Genomic DNA, 1,728 nt, shown 5'->3' on the forward strand with positions numbered 1-1,728 from the left:
ACCTCTACTCGACCTACGAGACCGAGAGCGAGGCCGCGCCGAAGCCGGAGAAGCGGAAGGTCGTCATTCTGGGCGGAGGCCCGAACCGCATCGGGCAGGGGATCGAGTTCGACTACTGCTGCGTGCACGCAAGCATGGCACTCAAGGAAGCCGGCTTCGAAACGATCATGGTGAACTGCAACCCGGAGACGGTGTCGACCGATTACGACATCTCGGATCGATTGTACTTCGAGCCGCTGACGTTCGAGGACATGATGGCGATTGCCGAGCGCGAGCGGCCGGTCGGCGTGATCGTGCAATTCGGCGGGCAGACGCCGCTCAAGCTCGCGGTGCCGCTGGCGCGGGCAGGCGTCCCGATTTTGGGCACCACGCCGGATGCGATCGATCGCGCGGAGGATCGCGAGCGCTTCAACGCGATGGTCGCGCGGCTCGGACTCCGGCAGCCGGAAGGCGTGTTGGCGCGCGGCCTCGAAGACGCGGTGGCGGGCGCGTCGAAGGTCGGCTACCCGGTGCTCATCCGGCCGTCGTACGTGCTCGGCGGTCGGGCGATGGAAGTGATTCCCAACGAGGAGGAATTGCGGCGATACGTGACGCAGGCTCTGCAAGCCTCCGAGCGCCATCCGCTGTTGATCGATCGCTACCTTCAGGGAGCGATCGAAGTCGATGTCGACGCGATCTCCGACGGCGCGAGCGTGGTGGTCGGCGGAATAATGGAGCACGTCGAACACGCGGGGATACATTCGGGGGACAGCGCGTGCGCGCTGCCGCCGACTACGTTGAGCGCCGCACTCCAGAAAGAGTTGATCGCACAAACCAGGATGCTGGCGCGCGAGCTCGGTGTGATCGGTTTGATCAATATTCAGTACGCAATTTACGGCGGCGAAATTTATATCCTCGAAGTCAATCCGCGCGCGTCGCGCACGATTCCATTCGTGAGCAAGGCGATCGGCGTGCCGCTGGCGAAGTACGCGGCCTTGGTGATGGCGGGGAAGACGCTCAGCGAGCTTGGGTTTACGACGGAACGTGTGCCGGCACATGTCGCGGTCAAGGAGTCGGTGTTTCCGTTCGGCCGGTTCCCCGGCGTCGACACGATTTTGGGACCCGAAATGAAATCGACCGGCGAGGTGATGGGCATCGACAAGACGTTCGCAATGGCGTTTGCGAAAGCGTCGCTGGCGGCGTCGTCGAATCTGCCGGACAGCGGGCTGGTGTTTATCAGCGTGCGCGACGAAGACAAGCGGCATCTCGAGCCGATAGTGCGTGGTCTGGTCGCGATGGGTTTCGACCTGATCGCGACGCGCGGAACTGCGACTTACATTCGAAACCTCGGGCTCAAGTGCGAAAGCGTCAACAAGGTGCTCGAAGGCAGCCCGCATATAGTGGATGCGATGAAGGATGGGCGGGTGGCGATGGTCGTCAACACTCCCGATGCGAGCGGCACCAAGGATTCGTTCTCGATTCGGCGCACCGCGCTGGAACTTCGGCTGCCATATTTCACGACGATGGCGGGGGCCAAGGCCGCGGTCGAGGGAATCTACGCGCTGAAGCATGAGAAGTTCGAAGTGCGCGCGCTGCAGGATTACCATCGGGCAACCTGAACCCCCGACCCCTTTCCTCGAGGGAAGGGGAACAACCGTATTGAGACAATCGTGTTGAGGACCCCAGAACTTTCACCTAACCTCTCCCGTAAAGTAACGGGCGCGGCATCTGAAACACGGACGATTCGGA

Annotated in this window: 1 protein-coding gene; it reads left to right on the top strand. The window is 62.2% G+C overall.

Features of this window, described 5'->3' with window-relative positions:
* Nucleotides 1-1,598, top strand: a 1,598-nt coding sequence (carB, locus tag VIW95_RS13480; protein WP_331587352.1) for a carbamoyl-phosphate synthase large subunit, incomplete at its 5' end; no start/stop codon positions are given.
* Nucleotides 1,599-1,728: the final 130 nt, after the last annotated feature.

The sequence above is a fragment of the Binatus sp. (SeqCode) genome (assembly GCF_036522015.1).
In the GTDB taxonomy this organism is placed as follows: domain Bacteria; phylum Desulfobacterota; class Binatia; order Binatales; family Binataceae; genus Binatus.